We start from the raw sequence: 20,981 nt of genomic DNA, 5'->3' as shown, positions 1-20,981 counted from the left end.
TCCTGTGGGGTGGCCGATATCAGCAGTCCATCACAGGAATGTAAATGCAAAATGTCAGAAGCCGTTCATATTTGTCATATTGCGATTTTTCTTCACGGAGCGTGATATGCCGCAACCGGGACGTCACTTTCTCGCCAGTGCGCGCGGACGATTGCTGTTCTTCAATCTGCTGGTGGTGGCTGTCACGCTGATGGTGAGCGGCGTGGCGGTGCTGGGTTTTCAGCATGCCAGTCAGATTCAGGAGCAGGTGCAGCAGCAAACCGTTGACGACATGACCGGCAGCATGAACCTGGCGCGGGATACGGCGAATGTGGCGACGGCGGCGGTGCGGCTGTCGCAGGTGGTCGGGGCGCTGGAATACAAAGGGGAAGCGGAGCGGCTGCAGGAGACGCAAAGGGCGCTGAAGCAGTCGCTGGAACAACTGGCTACCGCGCCGCTGGCACAGCAAGAGCCGGTGCTGGTCGAGCGTATTATCCAGCGCAGTAATGAACTACAAAGCAGCGTAGAAGGGATGTTGCAGCGCGGGCAGCGGCGACACCTGGAGCGTAACGCGTTGCTCAGTTCGCTGTATCAAAATCAAAGCTATTTACGTCATCTGCAAAAGTTGACCGGCGCGCAGGATGATGCGCTGCTGGGACAGATGGACCGCTTAATTGTTGCCGCCATCGACACGCCCACGCCGCGTTCGGTGGTGAAACAACTGGATGCGGTGATGCCTGCGCTTCCCTTGCGCCATGCTAGTCCGCTGATTAGCGGTATCCTCAACGACTTCAACCAGGAGCTGCATAAGCTGGAGCCGCTCTCTTCCGCGCTGGAGCAGAGCGATTTGGCCATCAACTGGTATATGTTTCATATCAAAGCGCTGGTGGCGATCCTCAACAGCGATATCAATCAGTATGCCTCGCAGGTGGCGCTGATCTCAGAGCAGCGGGTGGCGCAAAGCCATCAGGAACTGCAATCCGGCGCGTTGTTTATTTTAGTGTTTGCGTTGCTGGCGGTGGTGATCACCGGTTTTGCCGGGTGGTATATCTACCGTAATCTCGGTTCCAACCTGACGGCCATTTCACGGGCGATGACCCGGCTGGCGCACGGTGAATCAGACGTCAGCGTACCGGCCCTGCAGCGTCGTGATGAGTTAGGCGAGCTGGCCCGCGCCTTTAGTGTCTTTGCCCGGAATACGGCGTCGCTGGAGCACACCACCCGACTGCTAAAAGAAAAAACCAGCCAGATGGAAATCGATCGCACCGAACGTCAGGGGCTGGAAGAGGCGCTGTTGCACAGCCAAAAGCTGAAGGCGGTGGGGCAATTGACGGGTGGATTAGCACATGATTTCAATAACCTGCTGGCGGTTATTATTGGCAGTCTGGATCTGGTGGATCCGGATTCTCCCGACGCGCCGCGGGTCAATCGGGCGCTAAAAGCCGCCGAGCGTGGGGCGCTGCTTACCCAGCGACTGCTGGCCTTTTCGCGCAAACAGTCGCTGCACCCTCATGCGGTGGAGCTGAAAACTCTGCTGGAAAATCTGGGCGAACTGATGCGCCACTCTCTTCCGGCCACGTTGACGCTGGAGATTGAAGCCCAGTCTCCCGCCTGGCCCGCGTGGATTGACGTCAGCCAACTGGAAAACGCCATTATCAATCTGGTGATGAACGCCCGTGACGCCATGGACGGGCAGGCGGGCACGATTAAAATCCGTACCTGGAATCAGCGGGTCACGCGCAGCGATGGGCGCAAGCAGGATATGGTGATGCTGGAGGTTGCCGACCAGGGAAGCGGGATGTCACAGGAGGTGAAAGCCCAGGTCTTCGAACCGTTTTTCACCACCAAACAGACCGGTAGCGGCAGCGGACTGGGGCTGTCGATGGTTTACGGTTTTGTGCGCCAGTCCGGTGGTCGGGTGGAGATTGAAAGCGCTCCCGGGCAGGGAACGACGGTCAGGCTACAACTGCCTCGCGCCGTTGTGCCGGTGCAGGCTCAGGCAGAACCGGTGGCGGTACATGCGGCGAACAGCGGTGAAAAACTGGTGTTGGTGCTTGAAGATGAAGCCGATGTACGCCAGACGTTGTGCGAGCAATTACACCTGCTGGGCTACCTGACGTTAGAGGCCGCAAACGGGGAACAGGCGATGCATATGCTGGCGGCTTCATCCGAGATTGATATTTTTATCAGCGACTTAATGCTGCCAGGTGGTTTAAGCGGCGTGGATGTGGTTAACCATGCTCAGGCACATTATCCGCAGTTGTCCATCCTGCTGATAAGCGGTCAGGATTTACGTCCGGCGCATAACCCGGTGTTGCCGGATGTGGCGCTATTGCGTAAGCCTTTTACTCGGGGAGAGCTGGCGCAGGCGCTGCGGCATTCGCGTAATTGAGATTCCTCCGCTACCCGCGAAAATACGCTTTGATTACCGTGGGGCGAGTTTCTTGATGAGGCTGGTTTTATGCAACGCTCCGCGACATTCCTTCTTTTTAGTTTGCTAATGCTGACCACCGTATCGGCACAGGCGGATATTATCGATGACGCCATTGGTAATATTCAGCAGGCGATTAACGACGCATACAAACCGGACAACGGGCGGGATTATGATGACTCCCGTGATGAAAGCTGGCAGCGCCAGATGAGTGACGACCGGCGCAGGCAATATGACAATCGCCGCCGCCAGTTTGAAGATCGACGTCGCCAACTGGATGACCGTCAGCGCCAGCTCGATCAAGAACGGCGTCAGTTAGAAGACGAAGAGCGCAGAATGGAAGAAGATTACGATCGTTAGCGGTAACGATTAAATTTATGGGTATTTTATCTTTCTGGCAGGGATCTATCTGCTCGCCCAACGGCTCACCATTTTATGTTAATGAATGCACTTGAGCACAGTGCATGTGTGCGCTACAATCTCTCTATGCTTATGGAAAAGGTGCTGGCAATGGAATGTCTAAATCATTAAATATCAGAAATTTTCGGGATACATGGCTTGAAGATTTTTTTGAACGGGCGACATCGCACAGAAAAATACCTGCGGATATTCACACTGCATTAGCCAGAAAGCTGGATATCATTAATGCGGCTGTTTCGCATCGGGATTTGCGCTCGCCACCCGGTAACAGATATGAAGAGTTAACCGGAAAATTACAGGAATATTCTTCAATCAGAGTAAACAAGCAGTACCGATTAATATTTAAATGGATTAATGGTAAGGCCGAAGATGTGTACTTAGATCCACACATCTATTAGAGAAAACGTAAGGTAACGATATGAAACAGGCATCCAGAAAACCAACGACTGTGGGTGATATCCTACAATATGAATACCTGGAACCGCTTGATCTGAAAATCAACGATCTGGCTGAAATTCTGCATGTTCACCGCAATACAGTGAGCGCACTGGTCAACAATAATCGCAAATTAACAACGGATATGGCGTTTCGTTTGGCAAAAGCGTTCGATACCTCCGTTGATTTCTGGCGTAACCTACAGGCGGCGGTTGACCTGTGGGAAGTTGAAAATGACATGCGGGCGCAAGAAGAACTGAACCGGATTGTTTCAGTTAAAGATTTTATTGCGCAGCGAGATGTCGGCGCAAAAAAAGTCGCTTAATCATCTGTTTGTAGGCCGGATAAGATGTTTTCATCGCATCCGGCAAATTTCCTTACTCCAGCACAATCTCCATTCCGTCATATCCTGCCTCAAACCCTACTGGTAGCGGATGTTCCATCATCCACAGATCAAACTGATGGCTGATATGCGTCAGGATCACCCGTGGGCAGCGGATAACTTCGTTTAAGGCGATAACGGTATTTAAATCACAATGATTGCGCGGTGGCTCGGCGCGCGGGGCATGGCTGCAGTCAATGATAATCACCTGAGGCTGGTTATTGTGGAGAAACTTCAACGTCTTGTCGGGAAGTCCGGCGGTATCGGAGAGCCACGCCACGCGGCTATGTGCGGTCTCCAGCAGATAACCAAACGTCAGCTTTGAATGGTTGAGCGGTAGCGGCGTTACCTGCAATCCTTGCAGGTCGAACACCACGAACGGTGCCACGGTATGGCTAAAATCGAGGATGCCGGGATGCTTAAACAGATCGTCGCAACCCTGTTCATCCGGCGGACCGTACACCGGGATGGTCGCCCCCACACCCCAGCGCAACGGAAACAGCCCTTGCACATGATCCATATGATAGTGGGTCAGCAAAAACTGCTGGAAGCTGCCCGCCGGCCAGTCGTTCATCAGATGCGGGATCCCCGCGTCCAGCAGCGTCACCGCATTATTGAACTTAACCACCCCGCTACAAGGGCGTCGACGGCATTGCGCCTGTAAGCGTGCTCGTTGGCAGGCCGCACAGTCGCAGCCAAATGTCGGCACCAGCTGCGCGCCGCCCGTTCCCGTCAGCGTAATGGTCAGACTCATGGCTCCCCCTACAACGGTTTAGTGAAGCGAAAATGGCTCTGGGTATAGCCTTCGCGCTGATAAAAACGGTGAGCGTTAAGGCGTTGAGTGCTGGTGGAAAGCTCGGTCATCTCTGCACCCGCTTCGCGCGCGGTGGCTTCGGCCCAGGCCAGTAACTGACTGCCTACCGTTAATCCTCGCGCCTGCGGCATCACCACCAGTTCCTGTATTTCACCAATCCAGTTAGCGTGGTGCAGATGAAACTGCAGGTGCAGACCGATCAAGCCGACGACCTGTCCGTCGAGCAGCGCCAGTTGGTAGTGCATATTGGGATCTTGCAGATTTGCGGCGTATCCGGCACTAAAGGCCTGCAGGTCGAATTGACCCTGTTTCAACTCACAGATGAGCGCATAAACCGCATCGGTATCGTATAGCGTAGCGCGGCGTAATTCACAGACAGACATGTTTCTTCTCCTTGCGTCCCATCAGTGTGAGTAGTGTATCGACAGACTGTAGCAAACTTCCATCGTTGTTCAGGACGTGGCAGTCATACGGGGCGTAGCGGGCTGCGCGCTCAAGACGGGCGGCGATTTCTGTTTCGCTCTCCCGTCCACGAGCCTGCAAGCGCTGGCGTAAAATTGCCGGAGAAACCTGTAAGCAAATGGGGAGTAAAGATGTGCCGTAACGGGCCTGCGCCTGGGGCAGATGCGCACGCGAGCCGTTGACCACCACATCAAAACCGGCGTGTAGCCAGAGGTCAATCTCCACGCCAACGCCGTAGTAGAAGCCATTGGCGTGCCAGCTCAGCGCCAGCAGGTTCTGCCCGGCGCGGGTAAAAAACTCTTGTTCGCTCAGCGCAATATGATTTTCATTCCCGGCGTTGGCGGCGCGGGTGATGTAACGGTGCGCCACCAGCAGTTGCGCCGGTTCCTGCTGGCGGAGTTCGGCCAGCAGACTGTCCTTACCGGAGCCGGATGGCCCCATCAGCCAGATCAGTTTACCCATAGTCAGAATACCCTTTTGCCCTGACGCCAGACGTGGTCGATATGGATGTTGCCGCCTTTGCGGTGTGCCAGCACCAGATCCGCGCGTTTGCCTTCGGCAACAACGCCACGATCGTCGAGATTTAATGCCCGCGCCGGATTGCGGGTCACCAGACGAATGGCCTGTGGCAGCGTAAAGCGGTTGGCGTCGTCGTCCGCTACGCGAAACGCCGCATCGAGCAGGCTGGCGGGGTAGTAGTCGGAGGAGAGAATATCCAAAAGCCCCAGCTCAGCCAGCTTATGCGCCGCTACGTTGCCGGAGTGAGAACCGCCGCGCACGATGTTGGGCGCCCCCATCAGTACGTTCATACCATGCTGGCGCGAGGCTTCAGCCGCTTCGAAGGTGGTGGGAAATTCGGCGATCACGCTGCCAAGCTGGTGCGATTCCAGCACATGATCATGGGTGGCATCATCATGGCTCGCCAGCGCAATCTGGCGCTCACGACACATCTGGGCAATCGCCGCGCGATTGGGCTGTGACCAACACGCCGCCAGCGCTAACTGTTCTTCTTCATAGCGGGCCATCTGCTCGTCGGTGAGCGAATACTTGCCTTGATAATACTCGCGGTACTTCTCGCGATTGGCGAACTGACGCTGGCCTGGCGAGTGATCCATCAGTGACACCAGCGTTACCGGCTCGCGGCCGACCAGCTTTTCAAACAGCGGCAGGGTAGTGTGATGCGGCAGCTCACAGCGCAGGTGCAGGCGATGCTCGGCGCGATTGACCCCGCGCTTTTGCGTCTCTTCGACCGCATTGATCATCTTCTCCAGATTTTCCAGACGGTCGCCGCCGTCGCGCACATCGCCAATTGCCACCGCGTCCAGCACGGTGGTGATGCCGCTGGCGACCATTAGCGCGTCGTGGCTGCTCATCGCCGAGTGGGCAGGCCAGTCTACCTTCGGGCGCGGGGTGAAAAATTTGTCGAGATTATCGGTATGCAGCTCGATAAGCCCTGGTAGCAGCCAGCCGCCTTCGCCGTCCAGCGCCTCAGGTAGGCTGCTCGGACTTTCTGCAAAGGTGCGAATGACCCCGCCCTCGATTTCCAGCGATCCTTGCACCACTTCATCTTCCAGTACCAGCTTTACATTATTGATAATCATGCTGTTGTTCCCATCAGATGCAGACGATCCGCTACGCGGTCGCGCACGGTTTGATCGTGAAAAATGCCGACAATTGCTGCGCCGCGGGCTTTCGCCTCTTCAATTAATGCGACGACGGCGGCGCTGTTTTTGGCGTCCAGCGAGGCGGTAGGCTCATCGAGCAGAAGAATTGGGTAATCGACGATAAACCCGCGAGCGATGTTGACGCGCTGCTGTTCGCCGCCGGAAAAGGTCGACGGCGCCAGGTGCCACAACCGCTCCGGCACGTTCAGGCGGGTAAGCAGGTTAGCTGCTTTGGCTGCACACTCCTCACGGGAGACCCCCAGATCCAGCAGCGGTTGCATCACCACGTCCAGCGCGGAAATCCTCGGGATCACGCGCAGGAACTGGCTCACCCAGCCGATGGTTGAACGGCGAACCTCCAGTACTTTGCGCGCCGGGGCCTGCACCAGATCGACCCATTCATCGCTGTGGCGGATGTGGATGTGTCCTTCATCCGGCAGGTAGTTGGCGTACAGCGAACGCAGCAATGTGGATTTGCCGCTGCCCGAGTGACCGTGCAGCACCACGCATTCGCCGCTTTTAACGTCCAGAGTGGCGTTTTGCAGCACCGGCAGACGCACGCCGTTTTGCTGATGCAGGACAAAGGTTTTACTGACATTTTCAACGCGGATCGCGTTCATTTTTAGCCTCTTTAGACATTTTTGCGTTCGATTGCCTGATGGCGCTTCGCTTATCAGGCCTACAACCAATGCCGCTCCGTAGGCCGGATAAGGCGTAGCCGACATCCGGCACAACAAAAAATCAGTTCTGCAACACCGACGACACCAGCAACTGGGTATACGGATGATGCGGGTCGTCGAGCACGCGGTCGGTTAACCCACTTTCCACCACCTGACCTTGCTTCATCACCAGTAAACGGTCGGCCAGCAGGCGCGCGACGCCCAAATCGTGGGTGACAATCACTACCGCCAGATCCAGTTCCACCACCAGGCCGCGCAGCAGGTCCAGCAGTTTGGCCTGTACGGAAACGTCCAACCCGCCGGTAGGTTCGTCCATAAACACCAGTTTGGGATGGGTGACGAGGTTGCGGGCAATCTGCAGGCGCTGCTGCATGCCGCCGGAAAAGGTGGTGGGTAGATCGTCGATACGCGAGGCAGGGATCTCTACCTCCTCCAGCCAGCGCTGCGCGGTGGCGCGGATGTCGCCGTAGTGACGCGCGCCGGTGGCCATCAGACGTTCGCCGATATTGCCGCCTGCGGAGACCTGACGGCGCAGGCCATCCAGCGGATGCTGATGCACTACGCCCCATTCGGTGCGCAGCAGACGGCGACGGTCGGCCTCGTTCATGCCGTACAGCGAACGGTTCTGATACAAAATCTCACCGCTCTGCGGCGTCAGCCGTGAAGAGATCGATTTCAGCAGCGTGGTTTTGCCGGAACCGGATTCCCCGACGATGCCCAGCACTTCGCCTGGCCACAGGTCAAAAGAGACATCGCTGAAGCCCTTGCCCGGCGCGTAGAGATGGGTCAGGTTGTTGACTGAAAGCAGCGGTTGCGTCATTGGCTGAGGGCCTCGCTCTGTTGTCGGCAGTAGTCGGTGTCGGAGCAGACAAACATGCGTTTGCCGGTGTCATCGAGCACCACTTCATCGAGATAGCTGTGGGTTGAGCCGCAGATGGCGCAAGGCTCATCCCAGCTCTGCACGGTAAACGGGTGATCGTCGAAATCGAGGCTTTCCACGCGGGTGTAAGGTGGAACGGCATAGATACGCTTTTCGCGGCCAGCGCCAAACAGTTGCAGGGCTGGCATCATGTCCATCTTTGGATTGTCGAATTTCGGGATGGGCGACGGGTCCATGACGTAGCGGTCATTGACCTTCACCGGATAGGCGTAAGTGGTGGCGATATGGCCGAAGCGGGCGATATCTTCATACAGTTTCACCTGCATGATGCCGTACTCTTCCAGCGCGTGCATGGTGCGAGTTTCCGTTTCACGCGGTTCGATAAAGCGCAGCGGCTCAGGGATCGGTACCTGGAAGATGATTATCTGATCTTCCACCAGCGGCGTTTCCGGGATGCGGTGGCGGGTCTGGATCAGCGTCGCATCTTCCGTACGCTCAGTGGTATTCACCCCGGTCACACGCTTGAAGAAATTACGAATCGACACGGCGTTGGTGGTGTCATCCGCGCCCTGGTCAATCACCTTCAATACGTCCGGCTCGCCAATCACGCTGGCGGTGAGCTGAATACCGCCGGTTCCCCAGCCGTAGGGCATCGGCATCTCACGTCCGCCAAACGGGACCTGGTAACCCGGGATTGCCACCGCTTTCAGAATGGCGCGGCGGATCATGCGCTTGGTCTGCTCATCAAGATACGCAAAGTTATAGCCGGAGAGGTTAGTGGTCACGGGTGGCCTCCTGTTGCAGGCGTTTGAGCAGTTCCAGTTCGGCCTGGAAATCGACGTAATGGGGAAGTTTGAGGTGCGAAACAAAACCCGCCGCCTCGACGTTATCCGCATGCGCCAGCACGAACTCTTCGTCCTGCGCCGGTCCTGTGACCGTTTCATCGTATTCGGCTGCCTGTAGGGCGCGGTCCACCAGCGCCATCGCCATCGCTTTACGTTCGCTCATACCGAACACCAGCCCGTAGCCGCGGGTAAAATGGGGAGATTCGTTTTCTGGTGCGACAAACCCGTTCACCATTTCGCATTCGGTCATCAGCAGTTCGCCGACGTTAACCGCAAATCCCAGCTCTTCCGGCACCGTTTCCAGTGCCACATAGCCGCTGCGGATTTCGGCGGCAAACGGGTGATTGCGCCCGTAGCCGCGCTGGGTGGAGTAGGCCAGCGCCAGCAGATAGCCTTCGTCGCCGCGCATCAGCTGTTGCAGGCGTGAAGCACGTGAACAGGGATAAACCGGCGGTGTGCGGGTGATGTCGTCGGGTGTCGCGCCATCATCCTCTTCACGCTTTGCCAGCCCCTGGTTGGCCAGCAGGGAAAAGACGTGCGGGGAGGCATCCTGCACGCCGTCTGCGCTGCGCAGAGGCGGCGTTTCGCCATTGGCCAGCAGGGTAAAATCCAGCAGGCGATGGGTGTAGTCATAGGTTGGACCCAACAGTTGCCCGCCGGGAATATCCTTGTAGACCGCCGAGATTCGGCGCTCAAGGCGCATTTCTGCGCTGTTAAGCGGCTCACTGACCGCCACCTTTGCCAGCGTAGTGCGGTAGGCACGGAGCAAGAAGATGGCTTCGACGTTATCGCCGCTGGCCTGCTTCAGCGCCAGTGCCGCCAGTTCGCGGTCGGCGATGCCGCCTTCGGTCATCACCCGGTCAACGGCCAGGTTCATCTGCTGTTCGATTTGCGCCACGCTCAGTTCAGCAATGGTTTCATCGCCCCGGCGTCGGTTTTCCTGCAGGGCGTGGGCGTTGGCTATCGCCTTTTCGCCCCCTTTGACGGCGACGTACATCAGCACACCTCCACATGGGTGGTTCGCGGAATAGCCAGCAGGCGTTCGCCGCAGGTGAGGATCAGATCGACCCCCAGTGGGAACGGGTGCGGGCGTTCGGTGAGTTCGTGAATCAGACATTCCGGCAGCTGTGGCGCGATCATGCGCTCTTCGGCGATGCCCGCTCCGGTCAGACGCAGCATGCGTCCGCCGCTTAAGCCAGAGACCTGCACAATCAGCGTGGCGCTGGTCTCTGGCGCGACGGCTGAACCGGCGGAGAGGGCGTTAAGCTGTTCGCTGCTGATGCGCTCGTCGGCGACGGCAAAGGCCGCCAGCTGCGGCTGATCCACCAGCGGCGCGTTGGTATGAAAACGCAGGTTCTGGCGGGCAATATCGTTATCCATCGACGGCGCCAGCCAGACCGGCGTGTCGCCATCGACCAGGGTCAGCAGCACGCTGGTGGTCGCCAGACCCAGCGGCTGCCAGCCGTGTTTCAGTTGATGCAGGGCGACGATTACGCCCGGTTCGCTCATGGCTTTCAGCAGGCGACGAAAGCTCTGCTGAGCATCCTGAACGGGTAAATTAAAAGCGGTCAGAAGTGCTGTAGATCGTGTCATGCGTTATCTCCGCGTACCAGCGTGAAGAAGTCGACCCGGCTGGCGTTGACTTCGGCACGGCGTGCGTTAATCAGCGCATCGCGTTCCGCTTCCAGCGGGGCAATTAAGGTTTCCATTAGGTTCTGGAAATGCGTTTGTTCCTGCAGCAGTGCGTCAATCACCGCGCACTGCTCGGCATGTTGTTTATTGCGTCCCAGCAGGTAGCTGTAACCCAGCGTGCCGCTCTTCAGGCGTACCACTGCGCGAGTTAGCGTGGTGTCACCGGCAAAGAAGCGGTTGCCGGTACCGCCCATACGGGCCTGGATCTGCATCAGTCCGCTTTCCGGGGCGCGGATAAGTTCATAGTCCGGCGCCAGTTTGAGCGCGGTGATGCGGGCGTTCAGGGCATCGGCATTGCTGTAAGCCAGCGCGCGCATCCAGCGCTGGCGAGTGGCGGTATCGAAATGCATTCAGTGCTCCATAGTGAATTCGATCATGTCGGCGCGGGTCAGGCTGACGGAGTATTCCGCCGCGTGTTCTTCGCCTTCACGGTGGTTCAGGGTGCGCACGCACAGCAGCGGCGCCATATTGGGGATTTCCAGCACCTTGCTCTCTTTGGCCTGCGCACGGCGGGCGCTGATGCGCGTTTGCGTGCGTAGCAGCGTCAGACCGGACTGTTCGCGCAGGTAGTCATGCAGCGAACCGCTGTTGAAGCCTTGCAGCAGCGGCCACAGCGAGAGGTCGGAAAAATAGTGGTCGATCTGGCACAGTGCGATGCCGTTAACCCGGCGCAGGGTGCGCAGGTGAATCACGTTATCGCCCTCGTTTATGCTGAGCGCATCGGCAATGTGGCTGGAGGCCGGACGCAGCACCGCCAGCAGTTTTTCGCTGGTGGGATGGCTGCCCTGGTCCAGCAGATTCTGACTAAAGCGCGCCTGGGCATTAAGCGGGTAATCGAACGGGCGCATCAGCACCAGCACGCCGACGCCCTGACGACGCTGAACCCAACCGCGTTCAACCAACTGGTCAATGGCGCGGCGCAGGGTGTGGCGGTTTACCTCGTAGCGCGCGGCAAGCTGATGCTCGGCGGGCAGATAGTCACCGCAGCGATAATGTTGACGTAGCTCCTGCTCAAGTCTCGCGGCAATTTCCTGATAACGCGTTGGATAACTGGTCGGATGTGTAGACAAGTGCATAGCAATCAATGCCTCGCTAATCAGATAAAGTGCTTACGCAAACGCTGGGAAAGGAAATCCAACAGGCTGACGGTGACGATGATTAACACCATCAAGGCGCAGGTTTGCTGGAACTGAAAGCCGCGAATCGCTTCCCATAAGGTCACGCCAATACCGCCTGCACCCACCATTCCGACCACCGTGGCCGAGCGAACGTTGGATTCAAAGCGATACAGCGAGTAGGAGATAAGCAGCGGCATGACCTGTGGCAGAACGCCGTACAGAATCTCTTCAATTTTGTTGGCACCGGTGGCGCGAATGCCTTCTACCGGACCTGGCTCAATAGCTTCTACCGCTTCGGAAAGCAGTTTGGAGAGCACCCCGGTAGTGTGGATAAACAGCGCCATCACCCCGGCGAATGGGCCTAACCCGACGGCGACCACGAACAGCATGGCGAAGACCATTTCATTGATGGCGCGGCAGGCGTCCATCAGGCGACGCATCGGCTGGTAAATCCACCACGGCACGAGGTTATCGGCGCACATCAGGCCGAAGGGAATCGACAGCACAACGGCGAGGGCAGTCCCCCAGACGGCAATTTGCAGGGTGACGGCCATTTCACCGAGATAGTCCTGCCACTGGCTGAAGTCCGGCGGGAAGAAGTCGGCGGCGAAGGTCGCCATATTGCCGGAATCCTGGATCAGCGTGAGCGGGGCCATTTCGGCACCTTTCCACGAGACCACCAGCACGGCGAGAAGAATGGCCCAGCTCAGCAGCGAGAACCAGCTACGTTTGGGCGGGGCGACGGTGATGGTTTGCATGTTTAGCTCCTGGGTGTCGATGTTTCGGGTCTGTTGTAGGCCGGATAAGGTGCTGGCACCGCCATCCGGCATGGAATCCCTTGCATTGCCTGATGGCGCTGCGCTTATCAGGCCTACAATTTGGTCACCAGGTTTACTGCACCGCTTTGGTGACGCTGGTCATAGCGCCCAGTGCGGCGGTCAGACGGTCAAGGTCATCGAGCTGCGCTTTCAATGCCGAGGTTTTGCTGGTTGTCTCTTCCTCGTTCAGCCCTTTGTTGTCCTTCACACCCTGCATCTCTTTAAACAGTGCCAACTGGCGAATCGGCACCAGTTGCAGATCGCTGGAGGCGCGGAACGGTGCCCATCCCAGGCGTTCCAGTACGGTTTTCTGTTCCGGCGTTTTGCCGTAATTCATAAAGAAGTCGTACACCTTGTCCTTGGTGGTTTCGGAGAGGTTTTTACGCCAGACGATCGGATCGCCCGGGATCAGCGGCGACTTCCAGATCACCTTCAGCTCTTTCAGTTTTTCCGGTGCAGAAGTTTTCAGCTTGTCGAGGTTTTCGGTGTTGTTGGTGGCGACATCGACCTGCTTGTTGGCGACGGCCAGCGCGTTGGTTTCGTGTCCGGCGTTAACGGTGCGTTTGAAGTCGCTGGCGGAGATGTTGTTTTTGGCGAAGACGTAGTAGCCGGGGACGAGGAAGCCTGACGTTGAGTTGGGATCGCCGTTGCCGAAGGTCAGATCCTTACGTTTGGCGATCAGATCGTTCAGGTTATTGATTGGACTGTCTTTGTTAACGATCAACACGCTCCAGTAACCTGGGGATCCGTCGGCGGCGACGGTCTGGGCAAACACTTGCCCGTTAGCGCGATCCACCGCTTCCATTGCCGAGAGGTTGCCGTACCAGGCGATATCAACTTTGTTAAAGCGCATTCCCTGGATGATCCCGGCGTAGTCCGGGGCGAAGAAGGCGTTCACTTTCACGCCCAGTGATTTTTCCATGTCCTTCAGGAACGGTTCCCACTGCGGTTTCAGATTTTGCTGTGATTCGGTCGAAATAATGCCAAAGTTCAGCGCTTTTTCTTGCTCTTCGGCATGGGCCGGGGTGAGCAGTGTGCTGAGACTAAACATGCTGGTGAAGGCCAGCGCGGCAACGGTCTTATAGCTCATTTCCATTCCTCATTGTGGGGATGTCAGGCAGCCTGCGCGTTCTGTTCGACGCGGTTCATGCTGCGGTAGAGATGGTCAAAACGATCGTTATCAAAATGCTGGCTGCTGCCATCAAAGAAGACGTTGCCCTGGCGCAGCGCGACGATGCGTTCGCAGTAGCGCAGGGCGTAATCCACCTGATGCAGCGTGACGACCACGGTGATACCGTCGGTCTGGTTTATATCGCGTAGGGTGTCCATCACGATGCGTGCGGATTCCGGGTCCAGCGAAGCAATCGGCTCATCGGCGAGGATCACTTTGGCCTGCTGCATCAGCGCGCGGGCGATTGCAACGCGCTGCTGCTGACCGCCCGAAAGCGTGGAAACGCGCTGGTATGCAAAGTGCGCCATGCCCACGCGGGTCAGCGCCTGTAATGCACGCTGTTTTTGTTCCTGGCTAAACCAGCTAAAACAGGTACGCCAGAACGGTGTGCTGCCGAGCGCGCCAATCAGGACGTTCTCCAGCACTGTCAGGCGGTTCACCAGATTGAACTGCTGGAAGATGTAGCCGGTGTGGGCGCGGCTTTTGCGGATATCGCGCGCCAGGCGGCCTTCATGTTGAACGGTGCGGCCCAGCAGCTCGACGCGGCTGCCGGGGGATTTATCACCGGTGATCAAACCGCTTAAATGACGTAAAAGGGTGGATTTGCCGGAGCCAGACGGCCCAAGCAGAGCCACCATCTCGCCGGAACAGATGTTCAGATCAACCGCATTGAGCGCCTGATGTTGATTGAAGGACTTGGAGAGTTTCTCGACGCGAATAATCGTTTGCATGATGCGGCCTCCCTAAAAAAGTGGCCCCATCGTGGCGGATCAATGTGACGTTTTCGTTAAGGGATGGTTACTCGACGATGAAGAGTTGAGCGCTATTTGATGACAGTACGGGAGGGCTGGCCTCCCGTTAGATTACTCTGTAGGGGGTTGCTGTTGTTTGACAACGTTGATCATCCACGGCACGCCATACTGGTCGCTCACTTTACCGAAACCGTGGGCCCAGAAGGTTTCCTGCCAGTCCATTTCGATTTTTCCGTTTGCTGCCAGATTATCAAACCAGCGTTTGCCTTCATCGACGTTTTGCGTGTCGAGCACCAGCGTGAAGCCAGAGTAGTGAGCATTTCCGTCCGGGGCGCTATCGCTCATCATGATGTCACTGCCCGCAACGCGCAGGTTGGCGTGGGCGATGGCGGTGTCGGGGAATTTCAAGCCTGAAGGGCAACCATCTTCGCTATCCTGCGCCGATTTGGGCATTTCACCGAAGTTGATTTTGTAGAGTAGCTCAGCGCCTAGCGTTTTTTGATAGTAGGCGATAGCGTCAGCGCAGTTGCCTGCAAAGGAGATATAGGGACTTAACGGCATAATCTTTACCTCAGGTAAAAGAAGCCAATTAAGTGTAGTTAGCGTCTGCAAAAATAAACCAGGCGGGAAGTATGAGCTTCCCGCCTGGCAGATGAGCTGGTGTTGACCTGATTAGCGTCGCGCTATCAGGCAAATTGCATCAGTTCTTTTTCACAAACTCAGATTTCAGCTTCATTGGGCCAAAGCCATCGATTTTGCAATCGATGTTGTGGTCACCTTCAACCAAACGAATGTTTTTCACTTTGGTACCAATCTTCAGCATGGAAGAGCTACCTTTTACCTTCAGGTCTTTCACGACGGTAACGCTGTCGCCGTCAGCCAGCAGGTTGCCGTTGGCATCTTTAACGATCAGTTCGTCGCTGTCCTGCGCCGGTTCAGCATCGTTCCATTCGTGAGCGCATTCCGGGCAGATGAACATGCCGTTATCTTCGTAAGTGTATTCGGAGTTGCATTGCGGGCAGTGTGGTAATGACATGTGGATTTCCTCAAAAGTCAGCAGGGGCAAATGCGCCCAAAAAATGGCAGATTGCCGAAAAAGGCCGCAATTATACATAAAATCCCTGCATTTGTCGGGACTACTGCGCGATTACGCAAAATGATCTGCTGTAAAGACCCTCTGCTTTCACCTCAATGAAAGTATGGCGGAATATTTTTTAAGGGAAATTGCTACGCTTAGATATTTAAGATAAGGTGAGGCGAAATATCTGATATTCATAGGTAACATTGCTTAGAGATGCCTAAGTCATTGTGATTGAATATCATTGAACCCCTTAAATTTAGTAGGGGGATTCCGCTGGCATTTTTTAAAACTGAACTACGCTGTCTATCTTTCTTACTTATTTTCATAAGTGAGAGGCATCAGGCCAGCGGTTATACACCAAATTTATTTTAATAATATCAATTGGTTGTTTTGATTTTAATTATTTCTATACGTAATTATAAAAGCCAAAAAATCTATAAATAAAACGATTGGGCTAAATAAAAGCAATGCCATTTGCGTTAAGGAAAAATTTTCCATGCACACACAGACAATATATGAATTAAGTCAGGAAGCGGAACGCTTGCTGATGCTCTCGCTTGAACATCTCAGGCAATTGCAAAAATTGCCTATGACGTCGTTGGATGATGTCGCGCTAAAACAAGGAGAGCATAGCAGTCAGGTTGTTCAGCCCCTGCATTTCAGCGCGCGTGGCATGGATGTCCAGCAAGCAACGCTCAATAATGAGCTGCGCAAGATTACGCGTCTGGAAATGGTGTTGGCGATTGTTGGCACGATGAAAGCGGGAAAATCGACGACGATTAACGCGATTGTGGGGACAGAGGTGTTACCTAATCGTAATCGCCCCATGACGGCGTTACCAACGCTAATACGCCATACGCCGGGGCAGAAAGAGCCGGTGCTGCATTTTTCACATGTCGCGCCGATCGATGCCTTAATGAAGGTTTTGCAGCAGCGCGTGCGCGAGTGCGATCGCCTGCGTCTTACGCAGACCCTGGAAATTGACAAGGATATGAATGTCCTGCTGCAACATATTGAAAATGGTGTGGCATTTGAACGGTATTATCTTGGCGCACAGCCTATTTTCCATTGCCTTAAAAGCCTGAACGACCTGGTGCGCCTGTCAAAAGCATTGGACGTTGATTTTCCTTTTGCCGCCTATGCCGCGATTGAGCATATTCCGGTTATTGAAGTTGAGTTTGTCCATTTGGCCGGACAGGCAAGCTACCCAGGGCAATTAACGCTGCTGGATACGCCGGGGCCGAACGAGGCAGGACAACCGCACTTACAAAAAATGCTCAATGAACAGCTGGTGCGGGCCTCTGCGGTGCTGGCGGTGTTGGATTACACCCAACTGAAATCGATTTCCGATGAGGAAGTGCGTCAGGCGATTATGGCGGTCGGCAAGTCAGTTCCGCTGTATGCGCTGGTGAACAAGTTCGATCAGAAAGACCGCAACAGTGACGATGAAGACCAGGTGCGGGCGTTGATTTCCGGCACATTGATGCAAGGCGGAATCGCCCCTGAAAGAATTTATCCGGTCTCCTCAATGTGGGGCTATCTGGCGAACAGGGCGCGTCATGAGCTGACGACGCGCGGGCGACTGCCGGATCATCAGGAGCAACGTTGGGTGCAGGATTTTGCCGAAGCGGCGCTTGGCAGACGCTGGCGCACCACCGATCTTGACGATACGGAACACATCCGCCATGCCGCCGACCTGTTGTGGGAAGACTCGCTGTTTGAACAGCCGATCCAGAAAGTGATCCACGCCGCTTATGCTAATGCTTCGTTGTATGCGCTTCGCTCTGCGTCACATAAGTTATTGAACTATGCACAAAGCGTGCACGAATATCTGGAATTTCGCGCCCACGGGTTAACGGTCGCCTATGACAAACTGCAGCTGAACATCACGCATATTGAAGAGGATATGCAGCAGTTAGAAGTGAGTCAGGGGCGGGTGAGCGATGAAGTCAGCCATGAAGTAGAACTGGCGCTGGAGGCTGCCGCTGCCTATCTCAGTGAGCAACAGACTGAGATTCTTTGCGGTATCAACACGTTCTTTGTCAAAGAAAACGTCCTGATGATGTCACAACACGGTCTGGGGAATGCTGTGAATACGGCAGAAATGGCCGGAGAGATGTTGGTGCTGCATGATGAAGGGCAGGCGAAAATTGTGTTAGATAAAATTCGCTCATCCTGTGAGGGGGTATTGCTGGCGGCGCAGGAAAGCATCAGCCGGGACTTAGCCCTGCGTTTTGAACAGCTTGAGTCGACTCTCTCCCGGGCGCTAAATGACGCGATGCGGCCAATTGAGCAAAGGGTGAAAGAGGAGCTAAACCACGCCGGTTTTCGTGCGCGGATCCGTTTTCCAGCGTTCCATACGGCGATGTTTAATTTCAATACCCGCCAATTGTTTAACGAGGCCATTGAGCAGGATATCCCGGCAGAAAATGCGCCGTCTACTGGCGGTGTGGTGCGTGACACTTTCTCTCGTTGGCTAAATCAACCCAATTGGGGATGGAATGATTACGTCGAAACAAAAACGCGTTATCTCATTGATATGGGCGCATTGCATAAAAACCTTGTGCAGTACGTCTCCCAGTTTTGCCAACAAATTCGTAAAGCTTTAGCTGCTCAGGTCGATATCTCCGTTACGGCTGGCATGGCCACATTTTTTGCTGATTTCTCTCTGTGCCTGGCGCAATTGCAGGCGAGTCTGAGTGAGAGCCTGACGCTACGCCAACAAAATGAATCGGCGGTGAATGCAATGAATGAGCAATTGCAGCAGCGCATTACGATTGCGGCATGGCTTTATGAAGATTCCCGATTGCTGCGTGACGATATCAATACCCTTTTTGCAACCGAGCACACATGACTAACGTTTTACTGGAAGGCCCCGGGAGGACGCTGGAGTGTGTCTACCCGAAGTTTATGGTCGATCTGGTTCAGGGAGATGAAACCAAACGTTCCGGCGGTTTTCTGCAACAGCAGAAGCGGCTGCGTGCGCGTCTGACGCAGGAAGTGTTATCCCAAACGCAACTGCGTGCGTGGGTGATGGCGGGAGTGTCCAGCGAGCATCTGGTGATGCGCCTTAAGCTGGTGGAGAAGCTGGCAGGCATGATTGACCCGGGTCATCTGGCGCTGGTACGGATCGCCGAAGGGCTGATGTTTTTGCAACAAACAGAACACCCGCGTGGGCTTTCAACCCCCGGTCTTTTACAGCAAATAAATTCACTGACTGACTGGTTTACCCAACGCGCGGCGTATAAAGAGAAGGCGCTGACCCAGCGCGGCCTGACGGTTCAGGCGGGTGAGCATAGCGAACAAATTTTTACCCGCTGGCGGGCTGGCGCGTATGACGGCTGGTCGTTACCAGGACGGTGTTTTGTCGCGCTGGAGGAGCTACGTTGGGGTGCTTTTGGTGATGCCTGCCGGTTAGCGAATGCCGATGTGGTGTTAATGCTAAAAGACAACCTGCGAACCATGGCGGCTCAGGCGTTGGCGGATAGCGTGAATGCAGCGCCTGCTACGCGTCATTACTATCATCATTGGCTCAGCACGCCAGCTGTCGGCGGATCGGGCGAGTATAACGATATGCTGAGCTGGCTGGGGAGCTGGTGCGATGCGCAACGTCATCCGGTAAGCTGGTCGGTGACGCAGCGTTGGCAAAATGTGGCGCTGGGCATGCCGCGATTGTGTTCGGCAAAGCGGCTGGTCGATGCGATGGTTGAGGAGATTTTTGCACCGACCCTGCTCGTCAATTGAGCAGGGCTGGTGAGTAGGATAATGGCAGGTTTAGTGGTGTAGAGAGTCTGCCGGGGTGGCCACCGCTTCGTTGGCGACCAGGTTTTTATTAAAACGTTTGGCGTACAGCGCGGTGATAATCGGCACCAGAATGGCGGTGACAATTACGCTGGCGGCAACCAGCGCCGTAGCGGATGCGGCAACCGGTTCGAACGCCGGGTTAATCTGGGCGATAATCACCGGGTTTGCTACCGCAGCGCCTGCTGCTGAAGAGGCTGCGACGCCTGCCGTACCGTTCCCGCCACCAATAACACGGTCAGCAATAATCAGCGGGATACCGGTGATGACGATAACCGCGACACCCAGCAGGATACCCAGCAGACCGGTATCAACGATCACGCTCAGGTTAATAGTGTTACCCAACGCGAAGCCGAAGAACGGGATCAGCACCGGTGTGGCTTTGCTGAAGAAAGAACGCAGGTCGTGATCCAGGTTGCCCAACGTAAAGCCAATCAGGAACGGTAATACCGCGCCGATGAAATGGTGTGGCTCGAAGGAGGCCAGACCCGCAGAGCCGAGGATCACCATGGTCATTAACGGACCGGATTCCAGAGACATCAACACAAATGCGCCGGACTCTTCTTTGGTGCCGTACTGGTTCATCAGGCTGGCGTACAAACCACCGTTGGTCATGTCCATTGCGGAGACAATTGCCAAAACTGAGAGGCCTGCAAAGAACCCGGTTTGAATACCGGTATCAGGAATAAATGAAGCAGCAATCATTGCCACTACCCACGCCACGGCTATTTTGGTTATTACCAGCGTACCGGACTTGCGTAATACCGTACCGGTTGCCCGCAAATCAATAGATGCGCCGATACAAAAAAACCACACTGCCAGAATCGGTACCGTTCCGCTGATCATTCCTTTGGTAAACGAACCGAAATACGCACCGGTATCCGGAGCTAACGTATTTAACACTGCGCCTAATAACAGAGGAATCAACATCATTCCGCCGGGGATACGTTCAATCGTGGCTTTAATTTTCATAAACGTCCTCATGTCTTGTCGCTGCTAAAACTCGCGCAAGAGGGTAAAAATTAATAAATTCAAATGGTTGCTGGTATTTCTTAACAAAGAAAATCGCTATCTCTTTGTTTTATAAAATCTAACGCGGCATACGTTGAGCGTGTTGCTGCTCCCAGGGATATTGCGTCTGGAATTAGTTTGCATTCACAGGAACATTGATTCAATCAAAATAAAACGATGTTTTAGTTATCTTCATCACATATTCCGCGCAAAAATTCCCGGTCGCTCTGATTATTAAAAAAGCTGTGATCTTTTTGTGAAGGGATTAGGTGGTTTTTTTGCTAGCAGAATAATAGTGACCGCTGTGATTGTTGGAGCAATAAAGCGATTTATTCTTGTATTTAATTGTCAGTAAATCGCAAGCATTACATGTAAAAAAGCTGACTAAGAATGACCTAATTTACGCATGTTGACGAAATGAAAAACTATATGTGAAGTTGATCACAAATTTAAACGCTGTTAGGGTAAAGAGGTCATTAACCGCCCAATCAGGCGTCAACAGGTTCGGTTGTACTGTGCGTTTCTCGTCAGTGTAAGTAAACCTG

23 protein-coding genes are annotated in these 20,981 nt (G+C 55.1%); 6 read left to right on the top strand and 17 right to left on the bottom strand.

The window, feature by feature from the left end; all coding sequences use genetic code 11:
- Positions 1-106: 106 nt before the first annotated feature.
- The 4 genes from C2U43_RS23665 (at position 107) to C2U43_RS23650 (ending at position 3,590) form a co-directional block, all read left to right on the top strand.
- The gene (locus C2U43_RS23665; protein ID WP_103285876.1) at positions 107-2,371 is read left to right on the top strand and encodes a hybrid sensor histidine kinase/response regulator; all 2,265 of its coding nucleotides are present in this window, start codon (positions 107-109) and stop codon (positions 2,369-2,371) included.
- A gap of 69 nt (positions 2,372-2,440) precedes the next feature.
- The gene (gene yjdP, locus C2U43_RS23660; protein WP_003031807.1) at positions 2,441-2,770 is read left to right on the top strand and encodes a DDRRRQL repeat protein YjdP; all 330 of its coding nucleotides are present in this window, start codon (positions 2,441-2,443) and stop codon (positions 2,768-2,770) included.
- A gap of 155 nt (positions 2,771-2,925) precedes the next feature.
- Positions 2,926-3,228 (top strand): type II toxin-antitoxin system RelE/ParE family toxin, encoded by a 303-nt coding sequence (locus tag C2U43_RS23655; RefSeq protein ID WP_032942116.1) that lies wholly within the window; start codon positions 2,926-2,928, stop codon positions 3,226-3,228.
- 20 nt (positions 3,229-3,248) lie between these two features.
- Positions 3,249-3,590, top strand: a complete 342-nt coding sequence (locus C2U43_RS23650) for a HigA family addiction module antitoxin (protein WP_008786950.1) — start codon at positions 3,249-3,251, stop codon at positions 3,588-3,590.
- Between the two features lie 52 nt (positions 3,591-3,642).
- Here the strand turns inward: C2U43_RS23650 and phnP are convergent, their stop codons facing one another.
- The 16 genes from phnP to C2U43_RS23570 form a co-directional block, all read right to left on the bottom strand.
- Positions 3,643-4,401 (bottom strand): phosphonate metabolism protein PhnP, encoded by a 759-nt coding sequence (gene phnP / locus C2U43_RS23645; protein WP_103285875.1) that lies wholly within the window; start codon positions 4,399-4,401, stop codon positions 3,643-3,645.
- Positions 4,402-4,409: 8 nt separating this feature from the next.
- The gene (gene phnO / locus C2U43_RS23640) at positions 4,410-4,844 is read right to left on the bottom strand and encodes an aminoalkylphosphonate N-acetyltransferase (protein ID WP_048215113.1); all 435 of its coding nucleotides are present in this window, start codon (positions 4,842-4,844) and stop codon (positions 4,410-4,412) included.
- Complete coding sequence (phnN, locus tag C2U43_RS23635) at positions 4,831-5,385, bottom strand: ribose 1,5-bisphosphokinase (protein WP_008786953.1); 555 nt, start codon at positions 5,383-5,385, stop codon at positions 4,831-4,833. The genes phnO and phnN overlap by 14 nt, the downstream gene beginning before the upstream one ends.
- Positions 5,386-5,387: 2 nt before the next feature.
- A complete protein-coding gene (gene phnM / locus C2U43_RS23630) occupies positions 5,388-6,524 on the bottom strand; it encodes an alpha-D-ribose 1-methylphosphonate 5-triphosphate diphosphatase (protein WP_103285874.1) in 1,137 nt (378 codons plus the stop codon).
- Positions 6,521-7,207, bottom strand: coding sequence for a phosphonate C-P lyase system protein PhnL (gene phnL, locus C2U43_RS23625; protein ID WP_003826708.1), 687 nt, complete (start codon positions 7,205-7,207; stop codon positions 6,521-6,523). The genes phnM and phnL overlap by 4 nt, the downstream gene beginning before the upstream one ends.
- A 121-nt stretch (positions 7,208-7,328) precedes the next feature.
- Positions 7,329-8,087: a phosphonate C-P lyase system protein PhnK gene (gene phnK / locus C2U43_RS23620; protein ID WP_003844769.1), complete on the bottom strand. Its 759-nt coding sequence runs from the start codon at positions 8,085-8,087 to the stop codon at positions 7,329-7,331.
- Positions 8,084-8,875, bottom strand: a complete 792-nt coding sequence (gene phnJ, locus C2U43_RS23615) for an alpha-D-ribose 1-methylphosphonate 5-phosphate C-P-lyase PhnJ (RefSeq protein ID WP_230586357.1) — start codon at positions 8,873-8,875, stop codon at positions 8,084-8,086. Before phnJ ends, phnK begins: the two co-directional genes overlap by 4 nt.
- Positions 8,876-8,921: 46 nt before the next feature.
- Complete coding sequence (locus C2U43_RS23610) at positions 8,922-9,989, bottom strand: carbon-phosphorus lyase complex subunit PhnI (protein ID WP_103285873.1); 1,068 nt, start codon at positions 9,987-9,989, stop codon at positions 8,922-8,924.
- Complete coding sequence (gene phnH / locus C2U43_RS23605; protein WP_008786957.1) at positions 9,989-10,585, bottom strand: phosphonate C-P lyase system protein PhnH; 597 nt, start codon at positions 10,583-10,585, stop codon at positions 9,989-9,991. Before phnH ends, C2U43_RS23610 begins: the two co-directional genes overlap by 1 nt.
- A complete protein-coding gene (gene phnG / locus C2U43_RS23600) occupies positions 10,582-11,034 on the bottom strand; it encodes a phosphonate C-P lyase system protein PhnG (protein WP_103285872.1) in 453 nt (150 codons plus the stop codon). The genes phnH and phnG overlap by 4 nt, the downstream gene beginning before the upstream one ends.
- On the bottom strand, positions 11,035-11,760 hold the full coding sequence (phnF, locus tag C2U43_RS23595; RefSeq protein WP_020996086.1) for a phosphonate metabolism transcriptional regulator PhnF: 726 nt from the start codon (positions 11,758-11,760) through the stop codon (positions 11,035-11,037).
- A 20-nt stretch (positions 11,761-11,780) separates the two neighbouring features.
- Positions 11,781-12,560, bottom strand: coding sequence for a phosphonate ABC transporter, permease protein PhnE (gene phnE / locus C2U43_RS23590; protein WP_016155398.1), 780 nt, complete (start codon positions 12,558-12,560; stop codon positions 11,781-11,783).
- Between the two features lie 133 nt (positions 12,561-12,693).
- Positions 12,694-13,710: a phosphonate ABC transporter substrate-binding protein gene (gene phnD, locus C2U43_RS23585; RefSeq protein ID WP_103285871.1), complete on the bottom strand. Its 1,017-nt coding sequence runs from the start codon at positions 13,708-13,710 to the stop codon at positions 12,694-12,696.
- Between the two features lie 23 nt (positions 13,711-13,733).
- On the bottom strand, positions 13,734-14,522 hold the full coding sequence (phnC, locus tag C2U43_RS23580; RefSeq protein WP_003826726.1) for a phosphonate ABC transporter ATP-binding protein: 789 nt from the start codon (positions 14,520-14,522) through the stop codon (positions 13,734-13,736).
- A gap of 132 nt (positions 14,523-14,654) precedes the next feature.
- The gene (gene yjdN / locus C2U43_RS23575; protein WP_032942129.1) at positions 14,655-15,104 is read right to left on the bottom strand and encodes a VOC family metalloprotein YjdN; all 450 of its coding nucleotides are present in this window, start codon (positions 15,102-15,104) and stop codon (positions 14,655-14,657) included.
- A gap of 139 nt (positions 15,105-15,243) precedes the next feature.
- Positions 15,244-15,579: a zinc ribbon domain-containing protein YjdM gene (locus tag C2U43_RS23570; RefSeq protein WP_003031835.1), complete on the bottom strand. Its 336-nt coding sequence runs from the start codon at positions 15,577-15,579 to the stop codon at positions 15,244-15,246.
- 541 nt (positions 15,580-16,120) lie between these two features.
- On the opposite strand from C2U43_RS23570, the gene crfC reads away from it, so the two are divergent.
- Entirely contained in the window at positions 16,121-18,478 is a 2,358-nt protein-coding gene (gene crfC / locus C2U43_RS23560) for a clamp-binding protein CrfC (protein ID WP_103285870.1), read from the top strand.
- A complete protein-coding gene (locus C2U43_RS23555; protein WP_048227455.1) occupies positions 18,475-19,368 on the top strand; it encodes a diguanylate cyclase regulator RdcB family protein in 894 nt (297 codons plus the stop codon). Before crfC ends, C2U43_RS23555 begins: the two co-directional genes overlap by 4 nt.
- A gap of 30 nt (positions 19,369-19,398) precedes the next feature.
- On the opposite strand, the gene kdgT is transcribed toward C2U43_RS23555, so the two are convergent.
- On the bottom strand, positions 19,399-20,397 hold the full coding sequence (gene kdgT, locus C2U43_RS23550) for a 2-keto-3-deoxygluconate transporter (protein WP_003826735.1): 999 nt from the start codon (positions 20,395-20,397) through the stop codon (positions 19,399-19,401).
- Positions 20,398-20,981: the final 584 nt, after the last annotated feature.

The sequence above is a fragment of the Citrobacter freundii complex sp. CFNIH9 genome (assembly GCF_002903305.1).
GTDB classification, from domain to species: Bacteria; Pseudomonadota; Gammaproteobacteria; order Enterobacterales; family Enterobacteriaceae; genus Citrobacter; species Citrobacter portucalensis.
Note: the sequence above shows the minus strand (reverse complement) of the source record. Positions and strands in the feature narration are given on the sequence as shown.

Bases quoted from the DNA above. Each gene is read 5' to 3' on its own strand.
- yjdP (WP_003031807.1), top strand. From the start codon at position 2,441: ATGCAACGCTCCGCGACATTCCTTCTTTTTAGTTTGCTAATGCTGACC.
- crfC (WP_103285870.1), top strand. From the start codon at position 16,121: ATGCACACACAGACAATATATGAATTAAGTCAGGAAGCGGAACGCTTG.
- yjdN (WP_032942129.1), bottom strand. From the start codon at position 15,104: ATGCCGTTAAGTCCCTATATCTCCTTTGCAGGCAACTGCGCTGACGCT.
- C2U43_RS23570 (WP_003031835.1), bottom strand. From the start codon at position 15,579: ATGTCATTACCACACTGCCCGCAATGCAACTCCGAATACACTTACGAA.
- phnK (WP_003844769.1), bottom strand. From the start codon at position 8,087: ATGACGCAACCGCTGCTTTCAGTCAACAACCTGACCCATCTCTACGCG.
- phnD (WP_103285871.1), bottom strand. From the start codon at position 13,710: ATGAGCTATAAGACCGTTGCCGCGCTGGCCTTCACCAGCATGTTTAGT.
- phnN (WP_008786953.1), bottom strand. From the start codon at position 5,385: ATGGGTAAACTGATCTGGCTGATGGGGCCATCCGGCTCCGGTAAGGAC.
- kdgT (WP_003826735.1), bottom strand. From the start codon at position 20,397: ATGAAAATTAAAGCCACGATTGAACGTATCCCCGGCGGAATGATGTTG.
- phnF (WP_020996086.1), bottom strand. From the start codon at position 11,760: ATGCACTTGTCTACACATCCGACCAGTTATCCAACGCGTTATCAGGAA.
- phnJ (WP_230586357.1), bottom strand. From the start codon at position 8,875: ATGATCCGCCGCGCCATTCTGAAAGCGGTGGCAATCCCGGGTTACCAG.
- C2U43_RS23610 (WP_103285873.1), bottom strand. From the start codon at position 9,989: ATGTACGTCGCCGTCAAAGGGGGCGAAAAGGCGATAGCCAACGCCCAC.
- phnH (WP_008786957.1), bottom strand. From the start codon at position 10,585: ATGACACGATCTACAGCACTTCTGACCGCTTTTAATTTACCCGTTCAG.
- phnL (WP_003826708.1), bottom strand. From the start codon at position 7,207: ATGAACGCGATCCGCGTTGAAAATGTCAGTAAAACCTTTGTCCTGCAT.
- C2U43_RS23655 (WP_032942116.1), top strand. From the start codon at position 2,926: ATGTCTAAATCATTAAATATCAGAAATTTTCGGGATACATGGCTTGAA.
- C2U43_RS23650 (WP_008786950.1), top strand. From the start codon at position 3,249: ATGAAACAGGCATCCAGAAAACCAACGACTGTGGGTGATATCCTACAA.
- phnG (WP_103285872.1), bottom strand. From the start codon at position 11,034: ATGCATTTCGATACCGCCACTCGCCAGCGCTGGATGCGCGCGCTGGCT.
- phnO (WP_048215113.1), bottom strand. From the start codon at position 4,844: ATGTCTGTCTGTGAATTACGCCGCGCTACGCTATACGATACCGATGCG.
- phnC (WP_003826726.1), bottom strand. From the start codon at position 14,522: ATGCAAACGATTATTCGCGTCGAGAAACTCTCCAAGTCCTTCAATCAA.
- phnE (WP_016155398.1), bottom strand. From the start codon at position 12,560: ATGCAAACCATCACCGTCGCCCCGCCCAAACGTAGCTGGTTCTCGCTG.
- C2U43_RS23555 (WP_048227455.1), top strand. From the start codon at position 18,475: ATGACTAACGTTTTACTGGAAGGCCCCGGGAGGACGCTGGAGTGTGTC.
- C2U43_RS23665 (WP_103285876.1), top strand. From the start codon at position 107: ATGCCGCAACCGGGACGTCACTTTCTCGCCAGTGCGCGCGGACGATTG.
- phnP (WP_103285875.1), bottom strand. From the start codon at position 4,401: ATGAGTCTGACCATTACGCTGACGGGAACGGGCGGCGCGCAGCTGGTG.
- phnM (WP_103285874.1), bottom strand. From the start codon at position 6,524: ATGATTATCAATAATGTAAAGCTGGTACTGGAAGATGAAGTGGTGCAA.